At 72.9% G+C, this 20,846-nt stretch carries 19 protein-coding genes; 8 read left to right on the top strand and 11 right to left on the bottom strand.

Translation table 11 applies throughout. The features are described from left to right. Positions 1-44: 44 nt before the first annotated feature. The 9 genes from ACWH4W_RS28725 to ACWH4W_RS28765 all read right to left on the bottom strand — a co-directional run bounded on the left by ACWH4W_RS28725 (position 45) and on the right by ACWH4W_RS28765 (position 10,394). The gene (locus ACWH4W_RS28725) at positions 45-1,409 is read right to left on the bottom strand and encodes an ABC transporter substrate-binding protein (protein WP_473078717.1); all 1,365 of its coding nucleotides are present in this window, start codon (positions 1,407-1,409) and stop codon (positions 45-47) included. Continuing rightward, positions 1,406-3,028: a glycoside hydrolase family 43 protein gene (locus ACWH4W_RS28730; protein WP_473078718.1), complete on the bottom strand. Its 1,623-nt coding sequence runs from the start codon at positions 3,026-3,028 to the stop codon at positions 1,406-1,408. Before ACWH4W_RS28730 ends, ACWH4W_RS28725 begins: the two co-directional genes overlap by 4 nt. Continuing rightward, positions 3,025-3,870 (bottom strand): DUF6807 domain-containing protein, encoded by an 846-nt coding sequence (locus tag ACWH4W_RS28735; protein ID WP_473078719.1) that lies wholly within the window; start codon positions 3,868-3,870, stop codon positions 3,025-3,027. Before ACWH4W_RS28735 ends, ACWH4W_RS28730 begins: the two co-directional genes overlap by 4 nt. Next, the gene (locus ACWH4W_RS28740) at positions 3,867-5,051 is read right to left on the bottom strand and encodes a Gfo/Idh/MocA family protein (protein WP_473078720.1); all 1,185 of its coding nucleotides are present in this window, start codon (positions 5,049-5,051) and stop codon (positions 3,867-3,869) included. The genes ACWH4W_RS28735 and ACWH4W_RS28740 overlap by 4 nt, the downstream gene beginning before the upstream one ends. Beyond that, on the bottom strand, positions 5,048-5,944 hold the full coding sequence (locus ACWH4W_RS28745) for a carbohydrate ABC transporter permease (protein ID WP_473078721.1): 897 nt from the start codon (positions 5,942-5,944) through the stop codon (positions 5,048-5,050). The genes ACWH4W_RS28740 and ACWH4W_RS28745 overlap by 4 nt, the downstream gene beginning before the upstream one ends. Then, positions 5,941-6,873, bottom strand: a complete 933-nt coding sequence (locus ACWH4W_RS28750; RefSeq protein ID WP_473078722.1) for a carbohydrate ABC transporter permease — start codon at positions 6,871-6,873, stop codon at positions 5,941-5,943. The genes ACWH4W_RS28745 and ACWH4W_RS28750 overlap by 4 nt, the downstream gene beginning before the upstream one ends. 118 nt (positions 6,874-6,991) lie before the next feature. Continuing rightward, on the bottom strand, positions 6,992-8,722 hold the full coding sequence (araD, locus tag ACWH4W_RS28755; protein ID WP_473078723.1) for an L-arabinonate dehydratase: 1,731 nt from the start codon (positions 8,720-8,722) through the stop codon (positions 6,992-6,994). Then, positions 8,710-9,708, bottom strand: coding sequence for a dihydrodipicolinate synthase family protein (locus ACWH4W_RS28760; protein ID WP_473078724.1), 999 nt, complete (start codon positions 9,706-9,708; stop codon positions 8,710-8,712). The genes araD and ACWH4W_RS28760 overlap by 13 nt, the downstream gene beginning before the upstream one ends. Next, positions 9,705-10,394, bottom strand: coding sequence for a GntR family transcriptional regulator (locus ACWH4W_RS28765; protein ID WP_473078725.1), 690 nt, complete (start codon positions 10,392-10,394; stop codon positions 9,705-9,707). Before ACWH4W_RS28765 ends, ACWH4W_RS28760 begins: the two co-directional genes overlap by 4 nt. Before the next feature lie 324 nt (positions 10,395-10,718). Here ACWH4W_RS28765 and ACWH4W_RS28770 point away from each other — a divergent pair, with 324 nt between their 5' ends. Next, positions 10,719-11,951, top strand: coding sequence for an MFS transporter (locus tag ACWH4W_RS28770; protein WP_473078726.1), 1,233 nt, complete (start codon positions 10,719-10,721; stop codon positions 11,949-11,951). On the opposite strand, the gene ACWH4W_RS28775 is transcribed toward ACWH4W_RS28770, so the two are convergent. Together ACWH4W_RS28775 and ACWH4W_RS28780 are read right to left on the bottom strand one after the other, a co-directional pair. After that, complete coding sequence (locus ACWH4W_RS28775) at positions 11,888-13,057, bottom strand: hypothetical protein (RefSeq protein ID WP_473078727.1); 1,170 nt, start codon at positions 13,055-13,057, stop codon at positions 11,888-11,890. The two genes, ACWH4W_RS28770 and ACWH4W_RS28775, sit on opposite strands and share 64 nt — an antisense overlap. Continuing rightward, complete coding sequence (locus ACWH4W_RS28780; RefSeq protein ID WP_473078728.1) at positions 13,054-13,995, bottom strand: 5-dehydro-4-deoxyglucarate dehydratase; 942 nt, start codon at positions 13,993-13,995, stop codon at positions 13,054-13,056. Before ACWH4W_RS28780 ends, ACWH4W_RS28775 begins: the two co-directional genes overlap by 4 nt. 253 nt (positions 13,996-14,248) lie before the next feature. Between ACWH4W_RS28780 and ACWH4W_RS28785 the strand changes: the two genes are divergently transcribed. From ACWH4W_RS28785 to ACWH4W_RS28815, 7 genes are all read left to right on the top strand, one after another. Continuing rightward, the gene (locus ACWH4W_RS28785) at positions 14,249-15,067 is read left to right on the top strand and encodes an NAD-dependent epimerase/dehydratase family protein (protein ID WP_473078729.1); all 819 of its coding nucleotides are present in this window, start codon (positions 14,249-14,251) and stop codon (positions 15,065-15,067) included. A 481-nt stretch (positions 15,068-15,548) separates the two neighbouring features. After that, a complete protein-coding gene (locus tag ACWH4W_RS28790) occupies positions 15,549-16,319 on the top strand; it encodes a DeoR/GlpR family DNA-binding transcription regulator (protein WP_473078730.1) in 771 nt (256 codons plus the stop codon). Between the two features lie 102 nt (positions 16,320-16,421). Further along, complete coding sequence (locus ACWH4W_RS28795; protein ID WP_473078731.1) at positions 16,422-17,792, top strand: ABC transporter substrate-binding protein; 1,371 nt, start codon at positions 16,422-16,424, stop codon at positions 17,790-17,792. Next, complete coding sequence (locus ACWH4W_RS28800) at positions 17,789-18,730, top strand: carbohydrate ABC transporter permease (RefSeq protein WP_473078732.1); 942 nt, start codon at positions 17,789-17,791, stop codon at positions 18,728-18,730. Before ACWH4W_RS28795 ends, ACWH4W_RS28800 begins: the two co-directional genes overlap by 4 nt. Continuing rightward, a complete protein-coding gene (locus tag ACWH4W_RS28805; RefSeq protein WP_473078733.1) occupies positions 18,727-19,578 on the top strand; it encodes a carbohydrate ABC transporter permease in 852 nt (283 codons plus the stop codon). The genes ACWH4W_RS28800 and ACWH4W_RS28805 overlap by 4 nt, the downstream gene beginning before the upstream one ends. Beyond that, positions 19,575-20,564, top strand: a complete 990-nt coding sequence (locus ACWH4W_RS28810; protein ID WP_473078734.1) for a zinc-dependent alcohol dehydrogenase family protein — start codon at positions 19,575-19,577, stop codon at positions 20,562-20,564. The genes ACWH4W_RS28805 and ACWH4W_RS28810 overlap by 4 nt, the downstream gene beginning before the upstream one ends. An 84-nt stretch (positions 20,565-20,648) precedes the next feature. Then, complete coding sequence (locus ACWH4W_RS28815; RefSeq protein WP_473078735.1) at positions 20,649-20,846, top strand: hypothetical protein; 198 nt, start codon at positions 20,649-20,651, stop codon at positions 20,844-20,846.

Consider the following 20,846-nt stretch of genomic DNA (forward strand, 5'->3'; position numbering starts at 1 on the left):
CGCGGCCTGCGCACTCACAGGCCGCCCCCGGCGAAAGGCACCGCTCAGCTCATCTGCTCGTCCCACTCGGTCTGCGCCTCGTTCAACTGCTTGGCCAGCCCGTCCAGGAAGTCCTTCGCGCTCATGTCCCCGAGCAGCACCTTCTGGAAGTTCGGCTCGTTGTCCGCCTTCGAGACGGTGTTCCAGTCCGGCAGGTAGTACGGCAGCTGCACGATGGTCGTCGACCCGTCGCTCAGCGCCTCGGCGGCCAGCTTCGTCGGCTCCGCCTTCGCGATCCACGCGTCCTTCGCGGCGTCCGCGTGCGCCGGCACCTGCCCCGCCGACTCGTTGAACTTCGAGTTGGACTGCGCGGAGGCGGCGAACTCGATGAACTTCCAGGCGGCGTCCTTGTTCTTGGAGCTCTTGAACAGGCCGAGGCCGTCGACCGGGTTGGAGACCTGCACCCGCTTGCCGCCGGGGCCGACCGGCTGCGGGATGCCCCGGAACTTCTCCGTGCCCAGCGCCTTCACGTGGTCCTGGTAGGAGCCGAGGTTGTGGTTGAGCATCCCGATCTCGCCGGAATCCCACTGCGCGACCATCTTGGTGAAGTCGTTGTTGAGGTCGGCGGCGGGGGTGACCCGCTTGAACAGGCCCGCGTACTTCTCCAGCGCCTTGACGTTCTCCGGGTCGTTGACCGTGGTCTTCTTGCCGGTGGAGTCCCAGAACGAGGTGATGCCGGACTGCCCGTACATCGCGTCCAGGGCCTGGGCGATGGAGCCGGCGCCGCCGCGGATGGTGTAGCCGAAGCGGTTGTCGCCCTTGTCGGTGAGCTTCTCCGCGGCCTCGAAGAAGCGGTCCCAGGTGGTCGGCTCCTTCAAGCCCGCCTTCTCGAACATGTCGGTGCGGTAGTACAGGACGCCGTTGTTGGCGGAGGTCGGCACGGAGTACAGCCGGTCGTCCCCGCCCCCGGCCGCCCGCATCGACTCGATCATGTCCTTGTTGAGCTTGCCGTCGAGGGACGACCCCTCCAGCCGCTCGTCCAGCGGTTCCAGCGCGCCCTGGGCGGCGAAGCCCGCGAGCATCGACGCGCTGATGCCGCCCACGTCCGGCATGCCGCCGCCCTGGATGGCGGTGTCGACCTTGGACTGGTACTCGGTGGAGGCGATGCCGACGTACTGGACGTCGATGTCCGGGTTCTCCTTCTCGAAGTCGGCGATGATCTCCTTCCAGACGTCGGTGCGGACACCGCCGTTGTTGTCCCAGAAGACGATCTTCCCGGTGCCGTCGCCCTCGGCTCCCGCGCCCCCGCCGCTGCCGTCGTCCCCGCAGGCGGTGGCGGTCAGGGCGAGGACCGCTCCGAGGGCGACGGCCGCCGACGTCCTGCCGCGGCGCCCGCTGCCCGTGCTTCTTCCGAGAATGCTGATCTTCATCGGTCGGCTCTCTTCTCCTGGATACGGATCCTGAACTGCGTGAACGTGGCGGTACCGGCGTGTCCCTGTCCGGTGGGCGCCAGGGCGACCAGGCCGAGCAGAGCACCGACCCAGCGCCAGGGAGTCGCGGCGAAGACCTGACCGGAGGGGCGGAAGCCGTCCCCGGTGCCGTCTTCGGTGCTGTCTTCGGTGTCGTCTTCGGTGCCGTCCTCCGTGCGGTACGAGAAACGGCAGCGCGCGCCGGCGCCGATGTCGACGCGCAGCCGGGCCCGGCCGCCGGGGGCGGGGCGCGGGGGTGCGGCGTCCCGCTCCCTCCCCCACTGCCCCGAAGGCGTGGGAGGCGCCCCCCTGGCCGCCGTCTCGGCGAACCGGTGCACCAGCCGCACCGCGCCGTCCGGGCCGCGCTCGAGTCCGATCCAGCTGTAGGCGTCCCCGAGCACCACGAGCCCGGCGCGCGCCCCGGGTTCGCCGTCGTCGAGCCGCAGGTCCACCTCGACGGTGCACGGGGCGCCGGGCAGCCGCTGGGTGAGGACGTGGGGCAGGGCGCGCAGGTCGTGCGCGTCGGCGGTGCGGACGCAGGCGAGGCGCAGTCCGTCGGCGAAGTGGTGGGTGGCCCAGCCGTCCCGGGGGTTGGCGGTCCACTGCCACTGGCGGCCGGGGCGTCCGCCGGGGAAGTCGTCGTCGCCGGCGGGCGCGGCGGGCGGCTGCGGCGGCAGGTCCGGGCGGCGGTGTGCGGCGACGGGGGCGCCGTCGTCCCCGATCACCGGCCAGCCCCCGTCCTCGTCCCAGCGCATCGGCTGGAGGTGGACGACGCGGCCGTAGGCGCCGCGCTGCTGGAAGTGCAGGAACCAGTCCTCGCCGGACGGGGTGCGCACCCAGCCGCCCTGGTGCGGACCGTTGACGTCGGTGTCCTTCTGCTCCAGGACCACCTTCTCCTCGTACGGGCCGAAGAAGGAGCGGGAGCGGAAGGCGCCCTGCCAGCCGGTCTCCACTCCCCCGGCGGGGGCGAGGATCCAGAACCAGCCGTCGTGCCGGTAGAGCTTGGGTCCTTCCAGGGTGAACCAGCCGGGGATGCGGTCGCCGTCGACGATCACCTCGCCCTCGTCGAGGAGTTCGGTGCCGTGCGGGTGCATCCGGTGACCGGTGAGACGGTTCTTGACGCCGGAGCGGGACATGGCCCAGGCGTGCACGAGGTACGCCTCGCCGGTCTCGTCGTCCCACAGCGGGCAGGGGTCGATCAGCCCTTTGCCGGCCTTGATCAGGTGCGGGCGGGTCCACGGGCCGCGGATCTCGGGGGCGTTGACCTGGAAGACGCCCTGGTCGGGGTCGCCCCAGAAGATCCAGAAGCGGCCGTCGTGGTGGCGCAGGGACGGCGCCCACACCCCGCAGTCGTGCCGGGGCACCGCGAACTCGCTCTCGGGTTCCAGGCGTTGCAGGGCGTGGCCGACGAGGGTCCAGTTGACCAGGTCGCGGGAGTGCAGCAGGGGCAGTCCGGGGACGCGGCCGAAGCTGGAGGCGGTGAGGTAGAAGTCGTCGCCGACGCGGATCACGTCGGGGTCGGACCAGTCGGCGTTCAGGACCGGGTTGCGGTAGACGTGCTCGTCCGGGCCGGCGCTCATGGGCTCACCGCCTTCGCGACCAGGGCGGCCGCCTCCGCGCGGCCGAGGCGGCCGTCGGCGACGACGGTGACGACCCGGCGCTCCACCGTCTCCCCGGGCGCGACCGGCAGCCGCGCGTCGTGCGCGAGGGAGGAGCCCACCCCGGGGTACTCCTCGGTGCGCACGAACCAGGGGTCGCGGCGGGTCTCCTCGGTGGCCGCGGCGAACACGAGGGTCCAGGCGGAGCCGGCCAGGGCGACCCAGTCGGCGGTCCGCCCGTGCGCCGCGTCCGTGCCGTCGGCCGCCGCGGTGAACACGTCCGGCGCAGCGTCCTCCTTGCGGGCCCGCCAGAAGAAGCCCCCGTAGGCGGCGCCGGGGCGGCCGTTGGTGGCGGGGCTGCCGAAGGACAGCGGGCGTCCGGTGACGTTGGTGAGCGCGAAGGCGAGGTCCAGGGCCCACGCGCGGTCGCAGAGCGCGGTCGCGGTGACCGTGCGCCGCTCGCGCAGCAGTTCGCCGGGCGCGGCCGTCCAGCGCAGTTCCTCGGTGAAGCCGTCGGCCCCGCGCCGGTGGTAGGCGGTGTGCCGCTGGGCGCCGTGGTTGTCCAGCTCGGTGGGGCCCTGGTCGCGGACGTAGGTGCGGCCGCCCCAGAAGTTGAACCCCTCGACGTCGGGAACGGCGACACCGACGCCGAGGTGGTGTGCGTGGTCGGCGGGGCTCAGCTCGGTGACCTCCGTGCCGGCCAGGGTGGTGACGGGGTGCAGACAGGGCCGCGGGGAGAGCCGGGCCGGCAGTTCCGGCCGGGTGACGTACCGGCCGACGGGCCGGCCGGCGACGCGCAGCACCACGGAGTCGTTGCCGGTCATCGGGTGCTCACCTCTTTCGGCGGACGGTGGCGGGCGGGCCGGGCCCAGGGGGCGCCCAGCTCGGAGTAGAGGGCCAGGCGCTCCGCGGCGGCCGCGACCAGGGCGTCGACGCCGGGCACCACCCGGCGGTCCTCGCCGGGGACGCGGCGCCAGGCGCCGTCGGGCAGCGGGACCGGGTCGGGGGCGGTGCGGATCGCCTCGACGACCCGCATGAAGGCGCCGGTGTCGTCCGGGGTGACCAGCAGCGGGGTGCCGTCGTCCAGGTGCGCGACGAGGTTCTCCAGCAGGTCGGTGCGGCCGAAGTGGAGTTCCTCGGGGCCGTGGCCGGCGCGCTGGAGCAGGACGCGGTCCTGCTTGTACCAGAAGGTGATCCGGCCGCTGGTGCCGTGCACCACCACGTACGGTTCGTCGGCCCGCTCCGCGCACAGGGTGGCGGCGACGGTGACCGAGCCGCCCCGGACGGTGGTGACGCGGACGCAGGAGGTGTCGTCGGACTCGATGTCGTTGGCGCGCAGCAGTTCGGTCTCGATGCTGGCGACGTCCTCGGCGCGGGTGCTCCCGGCGAGGGCGAGGGCGGTGGCGACGGCGTGCGCGAGGGGGTTGGTGAGCGCCCCGTCGACCACGTCGACGCCGTCAAGGCGTCGCCGGCCCGCCCAGGGCGCGCGGCGGAAGTACGCCTCGGGGCGCACCCAGGCGCCGGCCCCGCCGATCCCCGTCACCCGGCCGACGGCGCCCTCGGCGATCAGGCCGCGGATCGCGGGCACGGCGTGCGAGCCGAGCGACTGGAAGCCGATCTGGCAGGCCACCCCGGCCGCGGCGACCCCGTCCGCCATCCGGCGGAACTCGGCGTACGACGGGGCCGGGGGCTTCTCCAGCAGCAGGTGCACGCCCCGCTCGGCCGCGGTGAGGGCGAGTCCGGTGTGGGTGGGGATGGGGGTGCAGACGACCGCGGCGCGGGCGCCGGTGGCGTCGAGGAGCGCGCCGAGGTCGGCGGACTGCTCGGGGAGGTCGCCGCCGAACTCGTCCTCGGTGAGCGGGGTCAGCTCGCAGATGCCGGCGAGCCGTACCCGTCCCTTCGCCTGGAGGCGGCGGATGTTCTCCACGTGCCAGCGGCCGTGGCCGCGGGCGCCGGCCAGGACGACGGGCAGCGGGGCGCCGGATGCGGCGGGCGAGGCGGTCATCCCTTCACCGCCCCCGCGCTGAAGCCGGTGATCAGCCACTTCTGGATGAAGGCGAACACGATCACGACGGGGACGGCCGCGATGATGCCGCCCGCGGCGAGCGCGCCGAGGTCGACGCTGTCCGCGCTCATCAGGGTGTTGAGGCCGACCGGGATGGTCTGCTTCTCCTGGTTGTTGAGGAACATCAGGGCGAACAGGAAGTGGTTCCAGGAGTGCACGAAGGCGAAGGAGCCGACGGCGATCAGGCCGGGCCGCAGCAGCGGCAGCACCACCACCCGGAACGCCCGGAACCGGCCGCAGCCGTCGACCCAGGCGGCCTCCTCCAGGGAGTACGGCACGTTCTTGATGAAGTTGCTGATCAGGATCATCGACAGCGGCAGCTGGAACACCGTCTCGGCGATGATGACGCTGCCCAGGGAGTTGATCATCCGCAGTTCGGCGAAGATCTCGAACAGCGGCACGAGCAGCAGCGCGCCGGGCACGAACTGGGAGCAGAGCAGCGCCAGCATGAACCCGCGCTTGATCCTGAAGTCGAACCGGGCGAGGGCGTAGCCGCCGGCCAGGGCGACCAGGGTGGTCATGAGCAGGGTGACGACGCCGACGAGCACGCTGTTCTGGAAGAAGGTGGCGAAGCCGCGGTCGGTCCACACCTTCTCGAAGTGGGCGGTGGTCATCGGCCAGGGCACGAGCGAGGTGGAGCCGGCCGGGCGGAGCGCGAACAGCAGGATCCAGTAGAAGGGGATGAGGGTGAAGACGAGGTAGACGCCGAGGGGCAGGTAGATCTGCCAGCGGGGCGCCTCGTCCCAGGCCCGGTGCCGCTTCGCGGGCCGGGGCGGCTCGGGGACGGCCGGCGCGGGGGCGGGGGCGGCCGTGGCGGCCTCCTTGGTGATCACTTCTCGCCTCCGAACTTGCTCAGCCGCAGGTAGACCATCGAGCAGAAGAGCAGGATCACGAACGCCACCGTGGTCAGCGCCGACGCGTAGCCGAAGTCATGGGCGTCGACGGAGGTGTTGGCGATGTACAGCGGCAGCGTGGTGGTCGTGCCGGCGGGTCCGCCCCCGGTCAGCGTGTAGAGCAGGTCGACGTTGTTGAACTCCCACACGGCGCGCAGCAGCGTGGAGAGGATGATGGCGTCCTTCAGGTGCGGCAGCGTGATGTGCCAGAACTGCTTGATACGGCTGGCGCCGTCCACCTCGGCGGCCTCGTAGAGGTCCTTGGAGACGGACTGGAGGTCGGCGAGGATGAGGATCGCGAAGAAGGGCACCCCGCGCCACAGATCGGCGACGACCGCCGCCGGGAACACGGTGGAGGTGTCCGACAGCCAGCTCACGCCGTACTCGCCGATGCCCAGGTCCGCGAGGTAACGGGTGATGCCGGTCTGGGAGTTGTAGAGCAGCACCCAGATCGCGGAGGTCAGCACGCCGGAGACGGCCCACGGGGAGAAGACCAGCGCGCGGCCGAGGGCCCGGCCCACGAAGGTCTGGTTGACGATGAGGGCGAGGGCGAGGCCGAACAGCAGTTGCAGGCCGACCTCGACGAACACCCACTTGGCGCTGAAGACGAGGGTGTCCCAGAAGAGGGGGTCCTCGGTGAAGATGCGGGTGAAGTTGTCGAGTCCCGCGAAGCCGTTCCGCCAGGGCTTGGTGGGGTTGTAGTCCCGCAGGCTGTAGTAGAAGACGCTGAGGACCGGGTACGCGATGAACCCCAGCATGAGCAGGGCGGCCGGCGCGATCAGCAGGTAGGGCAGTCGGCGGGGTGTGGCGGAGGCACGGCGCCGCCTCGGTGGCGCGGGCGGTTTCGCCACGGCTGCGGCTTGGGCCATGACTGTTCTCCGTTTCTCGGTACGTCGTGCTGTGCGGTGCCTGGGACTGTGGCGCGGGGCGGATAGGAAGCGCTTTCTGCACGGGTGTGCGGAGGCCGGCTCCGCCCGGGCGGGCGGGTCAGCCCGCGTACGGGTCCTGGACGGCGCCCGGGCGGGCGAGGAACTCGAAGTCGCAGCCGGCGTCGGCCTGGGTGATCTGGTCGTCGTAGAGCGCGCCGTAGCCGCGCTCGTGGCGCGCGGGCGGCGGCGTCCACTCCGCGCGGCGGCGCCGCAGCTCCTCGTCGTCCACGTCGAGGGTGAGGGTGCGGTTCTCGACGTCGAGGGTGATCAGGTCGCCGGTGCGCACCAGCGCGAGCGGTCCGCCGACGTACGACTCGGGGGCGATGTGCAGCACGCAGGCGCCGTAACTCGTGCCGCTCATACGGGCGTCGGAGATCCGGACCATGTCCCGCACCCCCTGCTCGAGCAGGTGGCGGGGCAGCGGCAGCATGCCGTACTCGGGCATGCCCGGACCGCCCTTGGGGCCGGCGCCCCGCAGCACCAGCACGCTGTCCGCGGTGATGCCCAGCGCCGGGTCGTCGATGGTCCGCTGCATCTCCTTGTAGTCGTCGAAGACGACGGCGGGGCCGGTGTGCCGGAGCAGGTGCGGTTCGGCGGCGATGTGCTTGATGACGGCGCCGTCGGGACAGAGGTTGCCGCGCAGCACGGCGACCCCGCCCTCCTCCGCGACCGGGTTGTCGCGGGTCCGGATGACGTCGTCGTCGTGCACCCGCGCGCCGGCGAGCTGTTCGCGCAGGGTGTCGTGGCAGACGGTGGGACGGTCCAGGTGCAGCAGGTCCGGGATCCGGGAGAGGAACCCGGGCAGCCCGCCCGCGAAGTGGAAGTCCTCCATCAGGTACTTCTGGCCGCCCGGCCGCACGTTGGCCAGCACCGGGACGGTGCGGGCGATGCGGTCGAAGTCGTCGAGGGTGAGCTTCACTCCCGCGCGTCCGGCCATGGCGATCAGGTGGATGACGGCGTTGGTGGAGCCGCCGAGTCCGAGGACGGTCGTCACGGCGTCCTCGAAGGCGTCCGCGGTGAGGATGTCGCCGATCCGGCGGTCCTCGCGGATGAGGTCGACGATCGTCATGCCGGCCCTCGCGGCCATCCGGTCGTGCCCGGAGTCGACGGCCGGGATGCTGGACGCGCCCGGGACGGTGACGCCGAGCGCCTCGGCGGCGGCGGTCAGCGTGGACGCGGTGCCCATCGTCATGCAGTGGCCGGGCGAGCGGGCCAGGCCGCTCTCCAGCTCCTGCATCTCGCAGTCGCCGATGAGGCCGGCCCGCTTGTCGTCCCAGTACTTCCACATGTCGGTGCCGGAGCCGAGGGTCTCACCGCGCCAGTGCCCGGGCAGCATGGGCCCGGCGGGCACGAACACGGCGGGCAGGCCGGCGCTGGCCGCGCCCATGAGCAGGGCGGGCGTCGACTTGTCGCAGCCGCCCATCAGCACGGCCCCGTCGACCGGGTAGGAGCGCAGCAGCTCCTCGGTCTCCATGGCGAGGAGGTTGCGGTAGAGCATGGGGGTCGGCTTCTGGAAGGTCTCGCTGAGGGTGGAGACCGGGAACTCCAGCGGGAAGCCGCCCGCCTGCCACACCCCGCGCTTGACGGCCTGGGCGCGGTCGCGCAGGTGGGCGTGGCAGGGGTTGATGTCGGACCAGGTGTTGAGGATCGCCACGACCGGCTTGCCCAGGTGTTCCTCGGGCAGGTAACCGAGCTGGCGGGTGCGGGCGCGGTGGCTGAAGGAGCGCAGTCCGTCCGTGCCGTACCACTGGTGGCTGCGGAGCTCTTCGGGTGACTTCATATCGACCATCCGGCGACGATGGCGGCGACCTCGGCGCGCTCGCTCTCGGGCAGCGGCCTGCTGGGCGGGCGGACCTCGCGGCGGCACAGGCCGAGGCAGGCGAGGGCCTCCTTGACGACGGTGACGTTGTTGGCGGAGCCGTTGGCGGCGCGCAGTTCCTCGAAGCGGCGGATCCGCTCCCACACCTTCATGGCGGTCGGGTAGTCGCCGGTGCGCAGTGCCTCCAGCATGGTCAGCGACACGGACGGGGCGACGTTGACCAGCCCCGAGGTGAAGCCGGTCGCGCCGGCCGAGAAGTAGGAGGGGGCGTACGGCTCGGCGAGCCCCGCCACCCACACCAGGCGTTCCAGTCCCGCGTCCCGGGCGAAGGCGGCGAACCGGGCCGCGTCCGGCACCGAGTACTTCACACCGATGACGTTGGGGCAGGTGTCGACGAGTTCGGCGAGGCGGGCGCCGGTGAGCTGCGCGTTGCGGATGTAGGGAACGACGCCCAGCTCGGGCACGGCCTCGGCGATGGCCCGGTGGTAGTCGACCCAGCCGCTCTGCGAGACGTACGGGTGGACGGGCTGGTGCACCATCACCATCTGCGCGCCCAGCTCGCGGGCGTGCCGCGCGGAGGCGACCGCCGTGGGCACGTCGTGGCCGACGCCCACCAGGATCGCGGCGCGGTCGCCGGCCTCCTCGACGGTCAGCTCGGTGACCAGCCGCCGCTCGGACGGGGTGAGGGCGTAGAACTCCCCGGTGTTGCCGTTGGGCGTGAGGGTCGTGATGCCTCCGTCGAGGAGGCGGCGCAGCAGGGCCCGGTAGGTGTCCGGGTCCACGGAGCCGTCCTCGGCGAACGGGGTGACGGGGATCGCCACCACGCCGGCCAGGGCGGCCCGCTGGGGCTCGAACGTCCGGGACCCGGACGTGCGGGGTTCGTCCGCCTGGGCCCCGGACGCGCGGGGTTCGCCCGCCCGGGATCCGCCCGCCTGGGTGGGAGACGTCGTCGTCATGCCTGACCGTCCTTCCGGGATTCCAGCGCCGCCGCGAACTCCGCCTCGAACCCCGCTTCGGGGAAGGCGCGTCGCACGAAGGACGCGATGTGCGCGTGCAGGGCGCGCGCGGCGCCGTCCGCGTCCCCGGCGAGGGCCAGGTCGAGGATCACGCGGTGCTCGTCGGCCTCCCGCTCCCAGGACGGGTCGGCGGCCCAGGCGACCGCGGAGACCAGGGCGGCCTGGTCGCGGACCTCGTCGAGCATCCGGCCGAGCAGCGGGTTGCCGCAGGGCAGGTAGAGGGCTCGGTGGAACTCCCGGTTGGCCAGGGAGCGTTCGGCGGTGTCGGTGGCCTCGTCGGCGCGGGTGAGCGCCTCGCGGGCGTCGTCCAGGGAGGCGCCGCGGCGCACGGCGCGCTTGAGCGCCTCCGGTTCGAGCAACAGCCGCACGTCGTAGACCTCGCGCGCCATGTCCGCGTCGACCATGCGCACCGTGACGCCCTTGTACTGGCTCATCACCACCAGGCCGGTGCCGGCCAGGGTCTTGAGCGCCTCCCGCACCGGGGTCTTGGACACCCCGAACTGCGCGGCGAGGTCGGTCTCGACCAGGGCCTGGCCGGGGGTGAGCCGGCCGGTGAGGATGCGGCGTTTGATCTCCTCCAGCACGTACTGCGTGCGGGAGGGGATCGGCGTGGGCACAGAGGTCATGCGCGCCTCTCGGATCTCGCGTCGGATCACGCGTATCGGATCTCGCGTATCGCGTCTCATATATGACGTACGAAGTACGACGCGGACGACCGTAGGAGGGGGCGGAGAGCTTCGTCAATGCTTCTGACAAAGGAAGTTGAGGCTGCCTGGGCGGGGCGGATGCGCCGCGGGACGCCCTGATCGGGCGCTTCCGGGACAGACCGACGCGGCCCGCCTCTCGGGCGGTCGCCCGATGCCGGAGGCCGGTGCGCGCCCCCTGCCGTCCCGTGTCCAAGGCATCCTCCCGATCCGTACGGGCGGTCCTCAGCCGCAGGATGACCAGGCATGACGACGAGATGGACGGCGGTCCGCGTGCTGCGCGACCGCACGGCGGGCCGGTGCCTCACCGCCGTGGTGGTCTCCGGGTTCGGCACCTCCGCGCTGTGGCTGGCGTCGGGCGTGTGGGTCAAGGACCTCACCGGATCGGACGGGCTCGCGGCCCTGTGCATGCTGGCGATGTGGGCGCCGACCCTGGCCGGCCCCCTGCTGGGGACGCTCGCCGACCGGGTGCGCCGTCGGCCGCTGCTGATCGGCTCGAGCCTGCTCATGGCGGTACTGCTGCTCGGCCTGTGCACCGTGGACTCGCCTCGCGGGCTGTGGCTGCTCTACGCGGTGCTGTTCGTGTACGGTGCGGCCGGTGTCCTCCATGACGCGGCTGAGTCGGCCCTGATCGCCACGTCCGTGGACCGGTCCCTGCTCGGCGACTTCAACGGTCTGCGGATGACGGCCGGCGAGGGCATGAAGCTGCTCGCCCCGTTGGCCGGCGCCGCTCTCCACACGGCGTACGGCGGGCCCGGCGTCGCCGTCCTGGACGCGGTGAGCTTCCTGGTCGCGGCGCTGGTGTACGGGTCGCTGCGGGTGCGGGAGGAGCGGCCCGCGCCCCGGCGAAGCGGCCGGGGCGGGACCGCCGAGGGCCTCCGGCACCTGTGGGCGGACGCCGTCCTGCGCCCGCTGGTCCTGGCGGGCGGGGTCACCATGCTGTGCGCGGGCGTGGGCGGGGCGCTGGTGTACGCCGTGGTCGAGGACCTGGGCCGCTCCCCCGCCTACGCCGGTGTGCTGTACGCCGTCCAGGGCGCGGGGTCGGTGGTGGTGGGACTGCTCTCGGGACCGGCCCAGCGGCGGCTGGGCGCCCGGCGGTTCGCCGCGTACGGCATCGGTCTCCTGGCCGTCGCACTGGCGCTGCGCGCGGTGCCGTACGACCCGGCGGCCTGGGCGAGCGGTGCCGCGATCGGCGCGGGGCTGCCCGCCGTGCTGATCGCCGCGCTCACGAGCGTGCAGCAGCGCACTCCCGGCCCGCTGCTGGGCCGGGTCGCCGCCACCGCCAACACCCTGGTGCACACCCCGAACGTGATCGGCCTCGCCGCGGGCGCGGCGCTGGTCGAAACCGTCGACCACCGCGTGCAGTTGGTCGCCCTCGGGGTGGTGCTGGGGGTGACGGCGGCGGTGCTCCTCGGTCAGAGGCCGGCCAGCGCCGACCGTACGGCCGCGAGGTCCCCGTCCGACGCCAGCCCAGCGTGATACAGGCGCAGCTCGGTCGCGCCCAGCCGGCGCGCCTCGGCCGCGTCGGCCGCGAGGGCTCCGGGGCTGCCGCCCATGCCGGAGACCACGGTGAAGTTGGCGGCGAGGACGGTGTCCGCGCCGGCCTCCCGGGCGAACGGGGTCAGCGGCCCGGCGCCCCCGGTGCAGGGCACGACCACGCCGTCGGCGACGGAGAGGATGTGCGCGGGGTCGACGCCGGCGTTGGCACCGCAGTGGTAGGACACCGGGTCGGCGTGCAGCAGCACCTGGAAGCCGTCGGGCGCGGCCCGGCGCACGGCGGCGACGGCGGCTTCCTGGAGGGTGCGGGCCGTGCGGTCGCGCCACGCGCGTGTGGCGTCCGCCCGGGTGTCGCCGAGCAGTTTCCCGACACCGGCCCAGCCGCCCCCGGACGGGGCCTCCCCCCGCCACACCGGGTCCAGCGCCTCCCGCACGGCGGCGGCGAGCTCCTCCGCGTCCAGCCCTTCCTGCCCGTAGCCGTCCCGGCAGGCGGGGCAGAAGCACAGGGACATCAGGTACTGCCCGGCGTCCCCGAGCGGGACCCCGGCGGTCTTGTCGTGGGCGTGCAGATGGGCCAGTCCGTACCAGCCGAGGGACTCCAGTTCGGTGCCGCGCGCCCCGGGACGCACGGCCGCCTCGGCGGCGAGGTCCGTCAGGTACGCGCGTGTGTCCGGCTGGGCGATGCAGGGCGCCCAGGGGTAGCGGTCGCCGTAGGCGTTGACCACGGAGGTGTCCGGATGCTCCGCGCCGAGGCGGGAGTTGTGGGCGAGCACCACCCAGGTGTGCACCTCGAGGCCCGCGTCCGCGAGCGCGGCGGCCGCCTCGCCGAAGGCGTCCCCCGGCGCCCAGTCGCCCGCCGGACGGGGGCGCGGACGGCGGCCGGACCAGCGGGACCCGTCGACCGGGTACAGCACGGCCGCGTACTCGGCGGTGACCACGCGGTGCCGGGGGTGGCGGGGGGTCAGCGCGCGGGTGGAGTGGTAGGCGGAGGCGAGGGTCACCTGTGCGGTGCCCAGCTCCGCGAGCCGCGCGGGAGCCCCGGGGTCCCCGTTGACGTCCCAGGGGTAGACGAACGCCGATGCCTTCACATGCCCTCCTCGAGCAGCGCCTGTCCCCGCTCGATCAGTTGAGCGAGCTGCTGGAGATGATCCCCGGCCGGCTCGTGCAGCGGGGGACGGACCTCCCCCACGTCCAGCCCGCGCAGCCGCACCCCCGCCTTGACCAGTGAGACGGCGTAGCCCGGGCCCTGGTCGCGCAGGTCGGCGAACGGCCGGTAGAAGCCGTCGGTGAGGCGGCGCACGGCGGCCTCGTCGCCGGTGCGCAGGGCGGTGTGACAGGCGAGGGCGATCTCCGGCACGAAGCAGAACACCGCGGACGAGTACAGGGAGATGCCGAGGCCGCGGTACGCGGGCTGGGTCAGCTCGGCGGTGGGCAGCCCGTTGAAGTACAGGAAGTCCTCGACGCCGGCCGCGCGCACGGCGCTCACGGTGCGCTGCATCAGATCGAGGTCGCCGTGGCCGTCCTTGAGGCCCACGACGCCCTCGGTACGGGCGAGTCCGACGACGGCGGCGGGGGTGAGGACGGCGTTGTCCCGCTGGTAGACGATCACCGGGAGGGAGGTCGCGGCGGCCAGCTCGCGGTAGTGCCGCAGCAGCCCCTCCTGCGCGGCCCTGACCAGGTACGGCGGCATGGCGAGCAGCCCGTCGGCGCCCGCGGCCTCGGCCAGCCGGGCGTAGCGCACGGCGAGGGCGGTGCCGTAGCCGGCGCCCGCGACGACCGGGACGCGCCCCTCGGCGGCCTCCACCGCCGCCCGCACGCAGGTCTCGAACTCCTCGGGCGTCAGCGCGTGGAACTCGCCCGTGCCGCAGCAGGCGAAGACGGCGGCGGCCCCGGACTCCACGCCGCGCCGCACATGGAGCCGGTAGGCGGCGGGGTCGACGGCGCCGTCGGGCCCGTAGGCGGTGACCGGGAAGAACAGCGGCCCGCTGGGGATACTGAGTCGCGCGGCGAGAGGGGCTGACGTCACAAACTCTCCCTGGTCATGAGGGCGTGGTCCGCATCCTTGACTACTGTCCACATTCATGAACGGGCCCACGGTATGGCCCGCCGGGGAGGCGGGTCAAGCGGATCGTTGCGCGCGGCTGACGCCGAAGTGACGGTGGAGGGATACTTGACGCGCCGCGTCCGGGCTCCTTAGCGTGTCCACGCACGTGAACGCCGTGCGTCCACCTGCACGTTTGCTCCGTATGTCCCGGCCGGCGCCGCAAGGAGACCCGCAGATGCCCGCTCCCCGCACCGTCCTGCTCACCGGCGCCGCCGGCGGCCTCGGCACGCTGATGCGGGAGCTGCTCCCGCGGTACGGCTACGAGCTGCGGCTGTTCGACCTGCGGCCGGTGGACGGCGCACCCGACGCGATCGTCGGCGACCTGAGCGACCGGGACGCCGTGCGCGAGGCGGTGCGCGGGGCCGACGCGGTCGTGCACCTCGCGGGCATCTCGCTCGAGGCGTCCTTCGACAGGATCCTCAAGGCGAACATCGAGGGGACGTACCACCTCTACGAGGCCGCCCGCGAGGAGGGCGTCCGCCGGATCGTCTTCGCCTCCTCCAACCACGCCGTCGGCCACACCCCGCGCCCCCACGGCGACGACCCGCTGATCCCGGTCGGCACGCCGCACCGGCCGGACACCTTCTACGGGCTGTCCAAGTGCTTCGGCGAGGACCTGGCCCAGCTCTACTGGGACAAGCACGGGGTGGAGACGGTCTCCGTGCGGATCGGGTCCTGCTTCCCGGAGCCGACGAGTGTGCGGATGCTGTCGTTGTGGATGAGTCCGGCGGACGGGGCGCGGCTGTTCCACGCGGCCCTGACCGCCGAGGGCGTGGGGCACACCGTGGTGTACGGCTCCTCCGCGAACACGCGGCTGTGGTGGGACCTGGGACCGGCGCGGGCGCTGGGGTACGAGCCGCAGGACGACTCCGAGGTCTATGCGGAGAAACTGCTCGCCGAGCAGGGCGAGCCGGATCCGGCGGACCCGGCGGACCCGGCCCACGCGTACCTGGGCGGCCACTTCGTCACTGATCCCCCGATCTGGCCCTACTGACGGCCACCCGCCCGCCGCCCCCTGCCGTCCGCCGCCTGCGGCCCGTCGCGGGTTGACCGCGCGGTTCCCCGCGCCCCTGAAGGGGCGCGCCCGCCCCCGCCGGCTGCGGGCGGTCGTCCCGCTGGGGCGGCACGGGCGGGCACCGGGGGCACCCCCTCCGGGGGAGGCGCCCTCGTAGGCCGCCTCACGTTCGGGCGCGCCCCGCCCCCCCCGCCCGCGCAGGCGTGAAACGCACCCCCGTCCGAGCGAACGGGCGGCAAACGGACGCTCAGGCGTCCGGGAACGGGCACCGCCCCTGCCCGCTCCCACCGCTCACCCAGGTCCGAGCCGGACACCCGCCCGCCCGAGCGGGCACAACCGGGCAGCAACGGACTCGCAACAGACCTGGTCAGCACCCCGCCCCCGCTGTACAACTTCCTGCAGAGGCCCGAACGGGCGACCAGGCACCACAGCGGCGAGTTCAGAAAGCAGGGGTCCGGCCATGAGCGACAGGACGGCCGAGGAGCGCCGACGCGAGATCGTGCGGGTGGCCCGCGCCACCGGCTCGGTCGACGTGACCGCGCTCGCCGCCGGCCTGGGCGTCGCCAAGGAGACCGTCCGCCGCGACCTGCGCGCCCTGGAGGACCACGGACTGGTGCGCCGTACCCACGGCGGCGCCTACCCCGTGGAGAGCGCCGGCTTCGAGACGACGCTCGCCTTCCGCGCCACCCGCCACGTCCCGGAGAAGCGCAGGGTCGCGGCCGCCGCGGCCGAGCTGCTCGGGGACGCCGAGACGGTCTTCGTCGACGAGGGCTTCACCCCGCAGCTCATCGCCGAGGCCCTGCCCGCCGACCGGCCGCTCACCGTGGTCACCGCCTCCCTGCCGGTCGCGGGCGCGCTCGCGCGGAACGGCGACGCGTCCGTCCTGCTGCTCGGCGGCCGCGTCCGCTCCGGGACGCTCGCCACCGTGGACCACTGGACGACGAAGATGCTCTCCGGCTTCGTCATCGACCTGGCGTTCATCGGCGCCAACGGGATCTCCCGCGAACACGGTCTCACCACGCCCGACCCGGCGGTCGGCGAGGTCAAGGCACAGGCGGTGCGGGCCGCCCGCCGCGTGGTGTTCGCGGGCGTCCACACCAAGTTCGGAGCGGTCAGCTTCTGCCGGTTCGCCGAGGTCGGCGCGCTGGAGGCGATCGTGACGAGCACCCTGCTCCCGGCCTCCGAGGCCCACCGCTACTCCCTGCTCGGACCTCAGGTCATCCGGGTCTGAGCGACCTCCCGCAGTCCCGGACCGCACACCGTTCCACGTCCCCACGGGGCCGATCCATGCCAGGTGACGCCCGATGTCTCCCTATACGTCCAGGAGTGATCCATGCGAACCCAGAGCCGACGGAGGCCACGAGGCGTATTCGCCGCGGCCGCCGCAGGGACGCTGATCGCCCCGCTGCTCTCCGGCTGCTGGGTCGGAGCGGGCGGGGCCGGGTCCGGCGGCGACGCCGTCAACGTCCTGATGGTGAACAACTCGCAGATGGTCGAGTTGCAGAAGCTGACCGCCGCCCACTTCACCGAGGAGACCGGCATCAAGGTGAACTTCACCGTGCTGCCGGAGAACGACGTCCGCGACAAGATCAGCCAGGACTTCGCCAACCAGGCCGGCCAGTACGACGTGGCCACCCTGTCCAACTACGAGATACCGATCTACGCCAAGAACGGCTGGCTGAAGGAGATGGACTCCTACGTCGCCGAGGACAGGGCGTACGACCAGCAGGACGTCCTCGAGCCGATGCGGCAGTCCCTCACCGGGGAGGACGGCAAGGTCTACGGCCAGCCGTTCTACGGCGAGTCGTCGTTCCTGATGTACCGCAAGGACGTCTTCGCGGAGCAGGGCCTGACGATGCCCGCCCGGCCCACCTGGCGGCAGGTCGCCGACCTGGCCGCGAAGGCGGACGGGGCGCGGCCCGGCATGAAGGGCATCTGCCTGCGCGGACTGCCCGGCTGGGGCGAGGTCATGGCGCCGCTCACCACCGTGGTCAACACCTTCGGCGGCACCTGGTTCGACGAGGACTGGAAGGCCCGGCTCGACTCCCCCGAGTGGAAGGAGGCCGTCACCTTCTACGTGGACCTGGTCCGCGAGCACGGCGAGGCCGGCGCGCCCCAGGCCGGCTTCGCCGAGTGCCTGAACAACCTGACCCAGGGCAAGGTCGCCATGTGGTACGACGCCACGTCCGCGGCCGGCTCCCTGGAGGCCGACGGCTCCCCCGTCGCCGGCAGGATCGGTTACGCGCCGGCGCCGGTGGAGAGGACGGAGTCGTCCGGCTGGCTCTACACCTGGGCGTGGGGCATCCAGAACGCCTCCCGCAACCCCGACAACGCCTGGAAGTTCGTCTCCTGGGCGTCCAGCAAGGAGTACGAGCGGCTGGTCGGCGAGGAGATCGGCTGGTCCAACGTCCCGGCCGGCAAGCGCGCCTCCACCTACGCCCACCCCGACTACCGGGCGGAGGCCGCCGCCTTCCAGGAGATGACCAGGCGGGCCATCGAACAGGCCCGCCCCGACGACCCCGGCGTCCAGCCCCGCCCGGCGCCCGGCATCCAGTTCGTCGGCATCCCGGAGTTCACCGATCTCGGCACCAAGGTCTCCCAGGAGATCAGCGCGGCCATCGCCGGACGCCAGTCCGTCGACGCGGCCCTGAGGAAGTCCCAGCAGCTCGCGGAAGAGATCGCCGAGGAGTACGAGGGACGATGACCGCCACGACCACGGCCCCTCCGGCCGCACCGCAGACGTCCGCCGCACCGCACCGGCCCTCCGCCCGGCTCCGCGCCTGGGCCACCCGCGCCCCGCTGCTGCCCGCCCTGGTCTTCATGATCGTGGTCACCCAGCTGCCGTTCGTGGCGACCCTGGTGATCTCCTTCTTCGACTGGAACTCCCTCTACCCCGACGCCCGCCGCTTCGCCGGGCTCGCCAACTACCAGGAGGTGCTGACCGATCCGGCGCTGCGCAAGTCGGTCTGGACGACCGTCCTGCTGACCGTGGGCGTCGTCCTGGCCAGCCTGGTCCTCGGCCTGCTCCTCGCACTGCTGCTCGACCGGAGGTTCCGCGGCCGGGCCGTGGTGCGCACCCTGCTCATCGCGCCGTTCCTGGTGGTCCCGGTCGCCGCCGCCCTGCTCTGGAAGCACGTCCTCTACAACCCGGAGTACGGCCTGCTCAACGGCCTGCTGCACTACGTCGGCGGTCCGCAGCCCGACTGGATCTCCGGCACCCCGCTGCTCGCCGTGCAGGCGTCGCTGGTGTGGCAGTGGACGCCGTTCATGATGCTCATCCTGCTGGCCGGGCTGCAGAGCCGGGACCAGCAGCAGATCGAGGCGGCCCGCGTCGACGGCGCGAGCGACTGGCAGATCTTCGTGCACCTCACGCTGCCGCACCTGCGCCGCTACCTCGAACTGGGTGCCCTGCTCGGCTCGATCTACATCGTGCAGAACTTCGACGCCGTCTTCACCCTCACGTCCGGCGGGCTCGGCACCGCCAACCTGCCCTACACCGTCTACCAGACCTTCTACCAGGCGCACGAGAACGGCCTCGCCTCGGCGGCCGGCGTCCTGGTCGTCATCGGCTCCATCGTCATCGCGACCTTCGCCCTGCGCGTGGTGTCGTCCCTGTTCCGCGAGGAGGTGTCCCGCGCATGAGCAGCACCGCCGTACGCACCCGCGGCCGGTTCCGCGGCGGAGCGGGTCTCGGCCTGGTCGCCTGGCTGGCCGGCATCGTGTTCTTCCTGCCCATCGCCTGGATGGCCCTGACGTCCTTCCACTCCGAGACGGACGCGGCCACCAACCCGCCCTCGTGGGGCGCCGCCCTCACCCTCGACGGCTACCGCGAGTTCTTCGGCGCGGACGGCGGCGCCAGCCCCTGGCCCGCCCTGATCAACTCGACGGTCGCGTCCGTGACCTCGACGCTGCTGGTCCTCGTGCTGGCCCTGCCCGCCGCCTACGCGCTGTCCATCCGCCCGGTGAAGCGGTGGACGGACGTCCTGTTCTTCTTCCTCTCCACCAAGATGCTGCCCGTGGTGGCCGGCCTGCTGCCGGTCTACCTGTTCGCCAAGAACGCCGGGATGCTCGACAACGTCTGGCTGCTCGTCATCCTCTACACCTCGATGAACCTGCCGATCGCGGTGTGGATGATGCAGTCCTTCCTCTCCGAGATCCCGGTCGCGGTCATCGAGGCCGCCCGGATCGACGGCGCCCGGCTGCCGACGGTGCTGGCCCGGGTGGTCGCCCCGATCGCCCTCCCGGGCATCGCGGCGACGGCGCTGATCTGCTTCATCTTCAGCTGGAACGAGCTGCTGTTCGCCCGGGTCCTGACGGGCGTGGTCGCCGAGACCGCCCCCGTCTTCCTGACCGGCTTCATCACCAGCCAGGGCCTGTTCCTGGCCAAGGTGTGCGCCGCGTCGCTCGTCATCTCCCTGCCGGTGCTCGCCGCGGGGTTCGCCGCCCAGGACAAACTGGTCCAGGGCCTGTCGTTGGGAGCCGTGAAATGAAGGCCGCCGTCATCGAGTCCGTGGGCAGGGCCGTCGTCACCGAGGTCCCGGATCCGACGCCGGGCCCGAGGGACGTCGTCGTCGAGGTCGCCGCGTGCGGACTGTGCGGGACCGATCTGCACATCCTCCAGGGCGAGTTCGCGCCCGAGCTGCCGGTCGTGCCGGGCCACGAGTTCGCCGGCGAGGTGGTCGGCGTCGGTTCCCAGGTCACGGAGGTGGCGCTCGGCGACCGGGTCGCCGTCGACCCCTCCCTGTACTGCCACGAGTGCCGCTACTGCCGTACCGGCCACAACAACCTCTGCGAGCGGTGGGCGGCGATCGGCGTCACCACGGCGGGCGGCGCCGCGCGGTACGCGGTCGCGCCGGTGGCGAACTGCGTCAAGCTGCCCGAGCACGTGCGCACCCAGGACGCGGCGCTGATCGAGCCGCTGTCCTGCGCGGTGCGCGGCTACGACGTGCTCCGGTCCCGCCTCGGCGCGCACGTGCTGATCTACGGCTCCGGGACCATGGGCCTGATGATGCTGGAGCTGGCCAAGCGGACCGGCGCGGCGAGCGTCGACGTGGTCGACCTGAACCCGGCGCGCCTGGAGACGGCCCGGACGCTGGGGGTCTCCGCGTCCGCGGCCACCGCGGACGAGCTGGACCGCCCGCAGGGCTGGGACCTGGTCATCGACGCGACCGGCAACGCGGCAGCCATCCAGGACGGGCTCGGCCGGGTCGCCAAGGCGGGCACGTTCCTCCAGTTCGGGGTCGCGGACTACGCGACCCGCGTGGAGATCGACCCGTACCGCATCTACAACCAGGAGATCACCATCACCGGCTCCATGGCCGTCCTGCACAGCTACGAGCGCGCGGCGGAGCTGTTCGCGAACGGCGTCCTGGACCCGGACGTCTTCATCAGCGACCGCCTCCCGCTGGACCGGTACCCCCAGGCCCTGGAGCAGTTCGCGGCGGGCGTGGGCCGCAAGATCGTGGTGGTGCCGTAGGCCTGCCGGCCCGGCGGACGGGGACGCGGGCGCCGGGGTGGAACCCCCTGGGCGTCCGCGCCCCCTCCCCGTGGCATCGCCGGCGTGACCGGAGCGAGCGGCTTCGCGTACGAGGCGCACGACGACGGGACCGTTCACCCCACCCGTCACGACTGCCCCGCCGCCCGTTTCCTCGGCGAGGTCACCGGCGCCGACCCGCGGCTCGTCATGGCCCGCCGGACCGGCGGCCACCGGCGCGGCAACGGACGCACCGACCGCGCCCACCCGCGCGACCGGGGCTGA

The sequence above is a fragment of the Streptomyces sp. DSM 120436 genome, from assembly GCF_055778765.1.

What these genes read in the sequence shown, in the direction of transcription:
- ACWH4W_RS28725 (WP_473078717.1), bottom strand. Translation starts at nt 1,409, where the DNA reads ATGAAGATCAGCATTCTCGGAAGAAGCACGGGCAGCGGGCGCCGCGGC.
- ACWH4W_RS28800 (WP_473078732.1), top strand. Translation starts at nt 17,789, where the DNA reads ATGACCGCCACGACCACGGCCCCTCCGGCCGCACCGCAGACGTCCGCC.
- araD (WP_473078723.1), bottom strand. Translation starts at nt 8,722, where the DNA reads ATGGTCGATATGAAGTCACCCGAAGAGCTCCGCAGCCACCAGTGGTAC.
- ACWH4W_RS28785 (WP_473078729.1), top strand. Translation starts at nt 14,249, where the DNA reads ATGCCCGCTCCCCGCACCGTCCTGCTCACCGGCGCCGCCGGCGGCCTC.
- ACWH4W_RS28810 (WP_473078734.1), top strand. Translation starts at nt 19,575, where the DNA reads ATGAAGGCCGCCGTCATCGAGTCCGTGGGCAGGGCCGTCGTCACCGAG.
- ACWH4W_RS28730 (WP_473078718.1), bottom strand. Translation starts at nt 3,028, where the DNA reads ATGAGCGCCGGCCCGGACGAGCACGTCTACCGCAACCCGGTCCTGAAC.
- ACWH4W_RS28795 (WP_473078731.1), top strand. Translation starts at nt 16,422, where the DNA reads ATGCGAACCCAGAGCCGACGGAGGCCACGAGGCGTATTCGCCGCGGCC.
- ACWH4W_RS28790 (WP_473078730.1), top strand. Translation starts at nt 15,549, where the DNA reads ATGAGCGACAGGACGGCCGAGGAGCGCCGACGCGAGATCGTGCGGGTG.
- ACWH4W_RS28760 (WP_473078724.1), bottom strand. Translation starts at nt 9,708, where the DNA reads ATGACGACGACGTCTCCCACCCAGGCGGGCGGATCCCGGGCGGGCGAA.
- ACWH4W_RS28735 (WP_473078719.1), bottom strand. Translation starts at nt 3,870, where the DNA reads ATGACCGGCAACGACTCCGTGGTGCTGCGCGTCGCCGGCCGGCCCGTC.
- ACWH4W_RS28805 (WP_473078733.1), top strand. Translation starts at nt 18,727, where the DNA reads ATGAGCAGCACCGCCGTACGCACCCGCGGCCGGTTCCGCGGCGGAGCG.
- ACWH4W_RS28765 (WP_473078725.1), bottom strand. Translation starts at nt 10,394, where the DNA reads ATGACCTCTGTGCCCACGCCGATCCCCTCCCGCACGCAGTACGTGCTG.
- ACWH4W_RS28740 (WP_473078720.1), bottom strand. Translation starts at nt 5,051, where the DNA reads ATGACCGCCTCGCCCGCCGCATCCGGCGCCCCGCTGCCCGTCGTCCTG.
- ACWH4W_RS28750 (WP_473078722.1), bottom strand. Translation starts at nt 6,873, where the DNA reads ATGGCCCAAGCCGCAGCCGTGGCGAAACCGCCCGCGCCACCGAGGCGG.
- ACWH4W_RS28770 (WP_473078726.1), top strand. Translation starts at nt 10,719, where the DNA reads ATGACGACGAGATGGACGGCGGTCCGCGTGCTGCGCGACCGCACGGCG.